Here is a 10,226-nt window from a genome sequence, read left to right on the forward strand (position 1 = left end):
GATTAAAATGCTTCGGAAACCAGAATTACTAATTCCGGCAAGCAGTCTGGAAGTGTTAAAGATTGCTGTTATGTTTGGAGCAGATGCTGTTTATATTGGAGGAGAAGTTTTTGGCTTACGAGCTAAGGCAAAAAATTTTTCCATGGAAGATATGAAAGAGGGTATTGCCTTTGCACATGAACATGGAGTAAAGGTGTATGTAACAGCTAATATTCTGGCACATAATGAAGATTTAGAAGGTGTCAGAGAATATTTTGAAGAATTAAAGGAAATCGGACCGGATGCGCTCATTATTTCAGATCCGGGAGTTTTTATGATCGCTAAAGAGATATGCCCTGAAATAGAGAGACATATCAGTACACAGGCAAATAATACGAATTATGGAACCTATGATTTCTGGTGGAAGCTGGGAGCAAAAAGGGTGGTAAGTGCAAGAGAGCTGTCTTTGGAAGAAATTAAAGAAATCAGAAAGAGAATTCCGGAAGAAATGGAAATTGAAAGCTTCATTCATGGAGCAATGTGTATTTCTTATTCAGGACGTTGTCTGTTATCAAATTATTTTACTGGCAGAGATGCAAACAGAGGCGCTTGTACTCATCCATGCCGTTGGAAGTACTCTATTGTAGAAGAAACAAGACCGGGAGAAGTTATGCCCGTTTACGAAAATGAAAGAGGTACATATATTTTTAACTCCAAGGATTTGTGTATGATTGAGCATATTGATGATATCCTGGATGCAGGAATTGACAGCCTGAAAATCGAAGGAAGAATGAAAACAGCTTTGTATGTGGCAACAGTTGCAAGGACTTATCGTAAGGCTATTGATGATTATTTAAAAGACCCTCAAATATATGAGGAAAATATGCCATGGTATAAGGAGCAGATTAGAAGCTGTACTTACAGACAGTTTACCACTGGATTTTTCTATGGAAAGCCAGATGAAACAACACAGATTTATGATAACAACACCTACGAGAAAGGATATACTTATCTGGGATATGCAGAAGAAAAGAGAGAAGACGGACTCTATCGCATCACCCAGAGGAATAAGTTCTTGCTGGGTGAAACGATTGAGGTTATGAAACCGGATGGAAGAAATCTGGAGGTTGAAGTAAAGGGTATTTTTGATGAGGAAGGCCAGCCCATGGAAAGCGCCCCTCATCCACAGCAGACTTTATATGTGGATTTGGGAACAGAAGTAGAGGTGTATGATATTTTAAGAAGAAGGGAAAAAGCTTCTTAATTTTAAAACGGCATTTTTTTCAATACGGGATACATAAGAGCGGCTGATATTCAGCCGCTTTGCTATTTCCCGCTGTGTCAGTTCTTTTTCTCCGTAAAGACCATATCGAAGTTTGATGATTTCGTGTTCTCGAACAGTAAGTACCTGAGGGAGCAGTTTGTAGAGGCATTCAATATCTTGTTTTAAGGAATAATTTTTTACTACATCTACGGGCTCTGTTTCAATAACGTCAAGCAGACTGATTTCATTGCCTTCTTTATCTGTACCAATGGGATCATAGAGGGAAATTTCCCGGTTGGTTTTCTTTTTAGAACGAAGGAGCATGAGAAGTTCATTGTCAATACAGCGAGCTGCATAAGTGGAAAGCCGACTTGCCTTTTTTGCATCAAAGGTATGGATGGCTTTGATAAGCCCGATGGTGCCTATGGATATCAAGTCGTCCATTTCCTCTGGAGCACCCTGATATTTTTTTACAATATGCGCAACCAGACGCAGATTTCGTTCAATTAAAATGTTTTTTGCTTCCAGGCTGCCTTGTTTGTATTGCTGAAGATAATAGCTTTCCTCTTCCGAAGTCAGGGGCTTAAGAAATGTTTTCACACAAGCTTACCTCATAATGATTTAATTATAGTTTATGACGAGAAAATAGATTTAGTGCTTTTCCATTGTAAAATATCAAGAAATATGGTAAAGTAAATATATCAAAATTCTAAATTTCAGGCAATTCTGCCAATAATTTCCGAATAAAAATAAAATATTATATAGGAGGTACTATGTTTCGAAAAGTGATGTCAGCAACTATTGTAGGGGTGAATTGCATTTCTGTGCAAGTAGAAGCAGACGTAAGAAATGGACTTCCCGGTTTTTCCATGGTAGGTTATTTGTCTTCCAGAGTGAGGGAAGCACAGGAGAGAGTCTGTACAGCTCTTAGAAATTCAGGTTTTTCTTTTCCTGCAAAACACATTACGGTTAATCTATCACCGGCAGATGTGAAAAAGGATGGAACAGGATTTGATTTGCCTATTGCAGCAGCTCTTTTATCTGCTTTGGGCTATTTAGATTTTGCATGTCTGGAAAATGTCTGTATGGCAGGAGAATTAAGTCTCAGTGGAGAAGTTAAGGGGATAAGAGGAATTTTGCCCATTGTAGACAGAGCTGTAAAAGAAAAATGCCGTTTATGTATTATTCCAAAAGAAAACGCAAAAGAAGTAGAAATGATAGATGGAATACCAATTTTAGCTGTGGAAAACATGAGAGAATTTACCGATTATGCCGGCCTTAAAAACTGGGGTGCAGAACGAAACCCGGGAAAAAAATGGGAAGAAGAAAACTATGAAAGTGAATGGGACTTCTGCGAAATTGCAGGTCAGGAAGCAGCAAAAGAAGCGGCAGTCATTGCGGCAGCAGGTTTTCATAATCTTCTAATGATAGGAACAAAAGGATCTGGAAAGACTATGATTGCGAAAAGTATTCCCGGTATTTTTCCGTGTCTGTCAAAAGAGGAGGCAATGGAAATTTCAGGGATTTACAGTGCGGCAGGACTTTTATCACAAGAAAAACCGCTTATAAAAATACGTCCTTTTCGGACACCCCACCATACAATATCACCTAAGGCATTAGCGGGAGGCGGGCAAATGCCAAGACCGGGAGAAATTACTCTTGCACATAAAGGAATATTATTTTTAGACGAGCTTCCGGAGTTTTCCAGAAGCACGCTGGAAGTTTTAAGACAGCCCCTGGAGGAACATAAAATTTGCATTTCAAGAGTTAGCGGGAACTTTCAATTTCCTGCAGATTTTCTTTTTATTGCAGCAATGAATGCTTGCCCTTGCGGCTATTATCCTGATAGAAATAAATGTTCCTGCTCTGACACAGAGGTAGCAAAATATATGGGGAAAATCAGTGGACCTATTTTAGACAGATTTGATTTATGTACAGAGATGAAACAGGTTCCAAAAGAGAAAATATGGAAAAAGAAAAAGGGAAAAACTACTTGTGAATTAAGGGAAATGGTAAAAGAGACTCATGAAATTCAAAAAGATCGTTATAAAGGAAAGGGAGTTTCTTTTAATGGAAGACTTCAGGGAAAAGAAATAGAAAAATATTGTCAGACCAGCAGGGAAGGAGAAAAACTTTTACAAAGAGCTTATGAAAAAATGCATTTAAGTGTTCGGGCTTATCATAAAATTCTAAAGACAGCCAGAACAATTGCAGACCTGGAAAAATCTGAAAAAATAGAAGTTTCACATATCAGTAAAGCCATGTCTTTTCGGGCATTAGATAAAAAGGACTGGTGAGGGAGGGGAAAAATGAAAGAAGAAATTTGGAAATGTACGAAATTTGAAGAAATGTACCCGCAACGTTTGCTTGTTTATGAGAATATGCCCCAGATTATTTATGTAAAAGGAAAACTTCCTTTAGAAAAAAGGAAAACAGTTGCTATTGTGGGGGCTCGAATATGCAGTCATTATGGTGCTTATCAGGCATATCGGTTTGCAAAAGAACTGACGCAGCAAGGCGTACAGATTGTCAGTGGTTTGGCAAAAGGGATTGATGCAAATGCTCATAAGGGGGCTTTGGATGCGGGGGGAAACACTTTTGCGGTGTTGGGATGCGGTGTGGATATTTGCTATCCAAAACAAAATCAGAAACTTTATGAGCAGATTATAAAAAGTGGAGGTGTCCTATCAGAATTTGATAATCAGACACCACCTTTTGCGGGAAATTTTCCCAGGCGTAACAGGATTATCAGTGGTTTGGCAGATTTGGTTCTGGTAGTAGAGGCTAAGAAAAAAAGTGGTTCTTTAATTACCGCAAATTATGCTTTGGAACAGGGAAAGACAGTTTTTGCCGTCCCCGGCAGGGTAGATGATGTATTAAGTGAAGGATGTAATTTGCTGATTGCAGACGGAGCAGGAGTTGCAAATTCTGTAGAAAGTATTTTATCAGAACTTCAGATTTTACCGAAAAAGAAGGGGGATTTCCGCCATAAATCAAAGATATGGCTTGCAAGCCATGAAGAAATGGTGTATAGTTGTCTGGATTTACAGCCTAAAAATATAGAAGAAATCTTTCAGGAAGTTTCCTTAAAACCAGGAGAGATTATGGAAATTTTATTAAAATTAGAGCTGGAAGGGCTTATTATGGAGCCTGTAAAAAATTATTATACCAGAACAGGAGGTTGACATGGCGAAATATCTAGTGATTGTGGAGTCACCGGCAAAAGTGAAAACAATTAAAAAATTTCTCGGTTCGAATTATGAAGTAATGGCATCCAATGGACATGTGAGAGATTTGCCAAAAAGTCAGCTTGGAATTGATGTAGACAATGACTTCGAACCTAAATATATAACTATTCGAGGAAAGGGGGATATACTGGCAGCTCTTCGAAAAGCTGCGAAAAAAGCAGATAAAGTGTATCTGGCAACTGACCCCGACCGTGAAGGAGAGGCAATTTCATGGCATCTTTCAAATGCATTAAAGCTTGATGAAAAGAAGATGCGCCGTATTACCTTTAACGAAATTACAAAAACAGCAGTAAAAGCTTCTATTAAAGAGGCAAGAGATATTAACATGGATTTAGTAGATGCACAGCAGACACGGCGTATTTTAGACCGTATGGTAGGCTATAAAATCAGTCCGGTGCTGTGGGCAAAAGTAAAAAGAGGTTTAAGTGCAGGGCGTGTACAGTCTGTGGCACTTAGAATTATTGGGGACAGAGAAGACGAAATCAATAATTTCATACCGGAAGAATACTGGACTTTAGATGCGGAATTCTCTGTAGAAGGCGAAAAGAAACCGCTGATAGCTAAATTTTACGGAAATAAAAATAAAAAAATCAATATTCATTCCAAAGAAGAAATGGATAAGATTTTAAGCGAATTAAAAGATGCAGAATATCGTATTGCAGAAGTAAAAAAAGGAGAGCGCAGCAAAAAAGCTCCTCTGCCCTTTACAACCAGTACCCTTCAACAGGAAGCATCTAAGGTACTCAATTTTTCCACACAAAAAACAATGCGTCTGGCGCAGCAGTTATATGAAGGCGTAGATGTAAAAGGAAGCGGAACGATTGGTATTATCACTTACCTGCGTACAGATTCCACACGTATTTCAGAAGAAGCGGATTATGCAGCAAGAACCTACATTGCATCAGAATTCGGAGAGGAATATCTGGCAACAGCAGAGAAAAAGGATGACAGCAAAAAGAAAATTCAGGATGCTCACGAGGCAATCCGTCCTACAGATATTACGCGTACACCGTTATCTTTAAAAGACTCGCTTTCTCGTGATCAGTATCGTTTGTATCAGCTGATATGGAAACGTTTTGCAGCCAGCAGAATGCAGCAGGCAAAATATGAAACAATTTCTGTAAAAATTCAGGGCGGAGAATATTATTTTACTGTGTCAGCGTCTAAACTGAAATTTGACGGTTTCATGGCTGTGTATACACAGGAAGATGATGCAAAATCAGAAAATCAGTTTTTAATGAAAAGTCTGGATGAAAATACTAAGCTTGCGTTTAACAGCTTTCAGGAGCAGCAGCACTTTACACAGCCTCCGGCACATTATACAGAGGCGGCTCTTGTAAAAGCATTGGAAGAAAAAGGAATTGGAAGACCAAGTACTTATGCACCTACGATTACTACGATTATTGCCAGAAGATATGTGGCAAAGGAAAACAAAAATTTGTATATGACAGAGCTTGGCGAAGTGGTCAATAATATTATGAAAGAAGCCTTTCCCAGTATCGTAGACGTGAACTTTACAGCTACTATGGAAGAACTTTTAGATTATGTAGGTGAAGGAAAAGTACAGTGGAAAACAGTTATTCGGAATTTTTATCCTGATTTAGATGAAGCAGTAAAGACAGCAGAAAAAGAGTTAGAACAGGTAAAAATAGAAGATGAAGTAACAGATGTAATCTGTGAACAGTGTGGAAGAAATATGGTTATAAAATATGGTCCTCATGGGAAATTTCTTGCCTGTCCCGGTTTTCCGGAATGTAAAAATACAAAACCATATCTGGAAAAAATCGGAGTGCCTTGCCCTGTGTGCGGAAAAGACATTGTAGTAAAAAGAAGCAAAAAGGGACGTTTGTACTATGGGTGCGAAAATAATCCGGAATGTGAATTTATGTCATGGCAGCGTCCTTCAAAGGAAAAATGTCCTTCCTGTGGCGGCTATATGTTAGAAAAAGGCAATAAATTGGTATGTGCAGATGAACATTGTGGATATGTTATGGCAAAGCCAAAGGAAAATGACGATAATCAGTAAATAATTTGGATGTTTAGATTGTATAAATTATTAGAAAACTACTAAAAAGACTGAAAATAGTAAAACTACACATTGATTTCAGAAATATTGTGTGATAGAATAAAAAAGACAGAAGAAGTAATCTTGTTTTGCTGATTTCCGTAAGAAATGAAGAATTTAAGCGAAAACAGGGAAAGAGGAGAAAGGAGGTCGCCATGAGCGTACAATTATTAGATAAGACCAGAAAGATAAATAAGCTTCTTCACAATAATCATGCTTCAAAAGTTCTATTCAATGATATATGTGAAGTCATGGTAGAAACACTGGATTCAAACATTTTAGTAATGAGTAAAAAAGGAAAAGTATTAGGTGTAGGAAATTGTCCCGGGGTAGATAGAATTACTGAATTGATTGACAGTGAAGTGGGCGGCTATATAGACAATCTTTTAAATGAAAGACTGCTGGGTGTGCTGTCTACAAAAGAAAATGTAAATTTACAGACTCTTGGATTTGAGGATGAGCAGATTAGCCGATATATGGCAATTATAAGTCCCATTGATATTGCAGGAGAAAGACTGGGCACTTTATTCATGTATCGCAGTGCGAAGCCTTATGACATTGAGGATATTATTGTCAGTGAATATGGTACAACCGTAGTCGGATTGGAAATGATGCGGTCCGTACATGAGGAAAATGCAGAAGAAAACAGAAAAATTCAAGTAGTTAAATCTGCATTCAGTACATTATCTTTTTCTGAATTAGAGGCAATTATTCATATTTTTGATGAACTTAACGGTGAAGAGGGAATTCTGGTAGCAAGTAAAATTGCTGACCGAGTAGGTATTACAAGATCCGTGATAGTCAATGCCCTTAGAAAATTCGAGAGTGCAGGCGTAATAGAGTCCCGTTCCTCAGGAATGAAAGGAACCTACATTAAGGTATTAAATGAAGTTATTTTTGATGAACTGGAAGAAATTAAGAAAAGAAAATTAGTGAAGAAATAATGAAAGAGGCTGTTTGCTTGATGCGACAGCCCCTTTTCTAAAATATCTATAAAATCCGCACAAAAACAAAAAGCTGAAAAAACAAGAGAAAAAATTAGAAAATGAGAGAAAATAGAAGATAAATACGGGAAAAGAGTTGCTATATACAGTTGCGAAATTGGATGAAATTAACTAATATATGACTATCGGTTAGCACTCGATTGCAATGAGTGCTAATAAACAAAGGATGGCAATGATAAAGGAGGAAATAGATATGAAGTTAGTACCATTAGGTGACAGAGTTGTATTAAAACAGTTAGTTGCAGAAGAAACAACAAAATCAGGAATTGTTTTACCGGGTCAGGCTCAGGAAAAACCACAGCAGGCAGAAGTTGTTGCTGTCGGACCAGGCGGAATTGTTGATGGCAAAGAAGTAAAAATGGAAGTAGCAGCAGGAGATCAGGTTATTTATTCTAAATACGCAGGAACAGAAGTAAAACTTGACGGAGAAGAATATATCATTGTAAAACAGAATGATATTTTAGCTGTTGTAAAATAATTTAAAATTGAAAGCTTAAATTTTAGGAGGAATGTCATCATGGCAAAAGAAATTAAATATGGCAGAGAAGCAAGAGCTGCATTAGAAGCTGGTGTTAATAAATTAGCAGATACAGTAAGAGTTACATTAGGCCCAAAAGGAAGAAACGTTGTTTTAGATAAATCCTTCGGCGCACCGCTTATTACAAACGACGGTGTTACAATTGCAAAAGAAATTGAATTAGAAGACGGCTTTGAAAACATGGGCGCACAGCTCATTAAAGAAGTTGCTGCAAAAACAAATGATGTAGCCGGAGACGGTACAACAACAGCAACTGTTTTAGCTCAGGCTATGGTACACGAAGGTATGAAAAACCTGGCAGCAGGTGCAAATCCAATCATCCTGAGAAAAGGTATGAAAAAAGCAACAGAAGCAGCAGTAAATGCAATTCAGAACATGAGCTCCAACATCGAAGGAAGAGACCAGATTGCAAGAGTAGCAGCAATTTCAGCAGGTGATGATGAAGTTGGCGAAATGGTTGCAGAAGCAATGGAAAAAGTAAGCAAAGACGGTGTTATTACAATCGAAGAATCCAAAACCATGAAAACAGAATTGGATTTAGTAGAAGGTATGCAGTTTGACCGCGGTTATATTTCCGCATATATGGCAACAGACATGGATAAAATGGAAACTGTTTTAGACGATCCATATATCTTAATCACAGATAAAAAAATCTCCAATATTCAGGACATTCTTCCTGTTTTAGAGCAGATTGTAAAAACAGGCGCTAAATTATTGATTATCGCAGAAGATATCGAAGGAGAAGCTCTTACAACTTTAATCGTAAACAAATTAAGAGGTACATTCTCTGTATGCGCTGTAAAAGCTCCTGGATATGGCGACAGAAGAAAAGAAATGCTGAAAGATATTGCTGTATTAACAAATGGTACTGTGATTTCTGATGAAATCGGATTAGAGTTAAAAGATACAACTCTGGAACAGCTAGGACGTGCAAAATCTGTTAAAGTTCAGAAAGAAACAACTGTTATTGTAGACGGTATGGGCGAAAAAGAAGAAATTGATGCAAGAGTTGCTCAGATTAAACATCAGATTGCAGAAACTACATCTGAATTTGATAAAGAAAAATTACAGGAAAGACTTGCAAAATTAGCAGGCGGTGTTGCTGTTATCCGTGTAGGTGCTGCCACAGAAACAGAAATGAAAGAAGCAAAACTTCGTATGGAAGATGCTTTAAACGCTACAAGAGCAGCAGTAGAAGAAGGCGTTATTGCAGGTGGCGGTTCTGCATACATCCACGCATCAAAAGAAGTAGCAAAAGTAGTAGATACTTTAGAGGGTGACGAAAAGACAGGTGCAAAAGTAGTATTAAAAGCTTTAGAAGCGCCATTATTCCATATTGCAGCAAATGCCGGACTGGAAGGTTCTGTTATTATTAATAAAGTAAGAGAGTCTGAAGTTGGTACAGGATTTGACGCATTACATGAAGAATATGTAGATATGGTTAAAAAAGGTATTCTGGACCCGGCAAAAGTTACAAGAAGTGCATTACAGAATGCAACAAGTGTAGCAGGTACATTACTTACAACAGAAGCAGTTGTTTCTACAATTAAAGAAGAAACTCCAGCTATGCCAGCAGGTGCTCCAGGAATGGGAATGATGTAAGAAAATAGATTTTTAGCCGGTGTTCAATGTATGGACACCGGCTTTTCCTTTCTTGCAACAAAGGGGTATTTGTGATACACTATTTTTTAGAAAACTGAAGATATAGGAGGAATGGAGAATGAACGACTCGTATTCAGAGCTGCTGGTTAACAAAGAGCAGACTGGAAAAGACAAAGCAATTAAATTCCTGCTGATAGGACTGATTGCGGCAACAGCAGTAGTAGGTGTAATCCTTCCACTGGTATGGATTTTAACGCTTGGTCTTGGTATTGCGGCATACTTTATTTTACCAAATCTGGATTTGGAATATGAGTATGTCTATGTAAATGGTGAATTAGATATTGATAAGATTATGGCAAAATCAAAGAGAAAACGTGTACAGTCTTTTGATTTAGCAAAAATGGAGATTATGGCGCCTGTCAATTCACATAGAATGGATTACCAAAATCATAACACAAAATTAAAAGTTTTAGATTTTTCATCAGGAAATAAAGAACACAAGGTATATGCTATGATTATTCCTGAT

The 10,226-nt window shown here is 37.7% G+C and carries 9 protein-coding genes (1 of these 9 cut by a window edge); 8 read left to right on the plus strand and 1 reads right to left on the minus strand.

Translation table 11 applies throughout. The annotated features are described in order from the left end of the window. Positions 1 to 7: 7 nt before the first annotated feature. Complete coding sequence (locus BQ7352_RS08235; protein WP_072448581.1) at positions 8 to 1,243, plus strand: peptidase U32 family protein; 1,236 nt, start codon at positions 8 to 10, stop codon at positions 1,241 to 1,243. Here the strand turns inward: BQ7352_RS08235 and sigK are convergent. Continuing rightward, positions 1,217 to 1,843: an RNA polymerase sporulation sigma factor SigK gene (gene sigK, locus BQ7352_RS08240; protein WP_072448583.1), complete on the minus strand. Its 627-nt coding sequence runs from the start codon at positions 1,841 to 1,843 to the stop codon at positions 1,217 to 1,219. The two genes, BQ7352_RS08235 and sigK, sit on opposite strands and share 27 nt — an antisense overlap. Before the next feature lie 173 nt (positions 1,844 to 2,016). Between sigK and BQ7352_RS08245 the strand changes: the two genes are divergently transcribed. The 7 genes from BQ7352_RS08245 to BQ7352_RS08275 form a co-directional block, all read left to right on the plus strand. After that, complete coding sequence (locus BQ7352_RS08245) at positions 2,017 to 3,540, plus strand: YifB family Mg chelatase-like AAA ATPase (protein WP_072448585.1); 1,524 nt, start codon at positions 2,017 to 2,019, stop codon at positions 3,538 to 3,540. A 12-nt stretch (positions 3,541 to 3,552) separates the two neighbouring features. After that, on the plus strand, positions 3,553 to 4,428 hold the full coding sequence (gene dprA, locus BQ7352_RS08250; RefSeq protein ID WP_072448587.1) for a DNA-processing protein DprA: 876 nt from the start codon (positions 3,553 to 3,555) through the stop codon (positions 4,426 to 4,428). A 1-nt stretch (position 4,429) separates the two neighbouring features. Next, a complete protein-coding gene (gene topA, locus BQ7352_RS08255; protein WP_072448589.1) occupies positions 4,430 to 6,517 on the plus strand; it encodes a type I DNA topoisomerase in 2,088 nt (695 codons plus the stop codon). Positions 6,518 to 6,711: 194 nt separating this feature from the next. Continuing rightward, positions 6,712 to 7,500, plus strand: a complete 789-nt coding sequence (gene codY, locus BQ7352_RS08260; protein ID WP_009246426.1) for a GTP-sensing pleiotropic transcriptional regulator CodY — start codon at positions 6,712 to 6,714, stop codon at positions 7,498 to 7,500. A 253-nt stretch (positions 7,501 to 7,753) separates the two neighbouring features. Further along, positions 7,754 to 8,038, plus strand: coding sequence for a co-chaperone GroES (gene groES, locus BQ7352_RS08265; RefSeq protein ID WP_009246425.1), 285 nt, complete (start codon positions 7,754 to 7,756; stop codon positions 8,036 to 8,038). A 39-nt stretch (positions 8,039 to 8,077) separates the two neighbouring features. Continuing rightward, on the plus strand, positions 8,078 to 9,700 hold the full coding sequence (gene groL, locus BQ7352_RS08270) for a chaperonin GroEL (protein WP_072448591.1): 1,623 nt from the start codon (positions 8,078 to 8,080) through the stop codon (positions 9,698 to 9,700). A gap of 118 nt (positions 9,701 to 9,818) precedes the next feature. Then, positions 9,819 to 10,226 carry the 5' portion of a DUF6106 family protein gene (locus BQ7352_RS08275; RefSeq protein ID WP_072448593.1) on the plus strand. It continues 93 nt past the right edge of the window, so the window shows 408 of its 501 coding nt (coding positions 1-408); it begins with the start codon at positions 9,819 to 9,821; the stop codon falls past the right edge of the window.

Origin of the sequence: Blautia sp. Marseille-P3201T, assembly GCF_900120295.1 — a bacterium.
Lineage (GTDB): Bacteria > Bacillota > Clostridia > Lachnospirales > Lachnospiraceae > Blautia.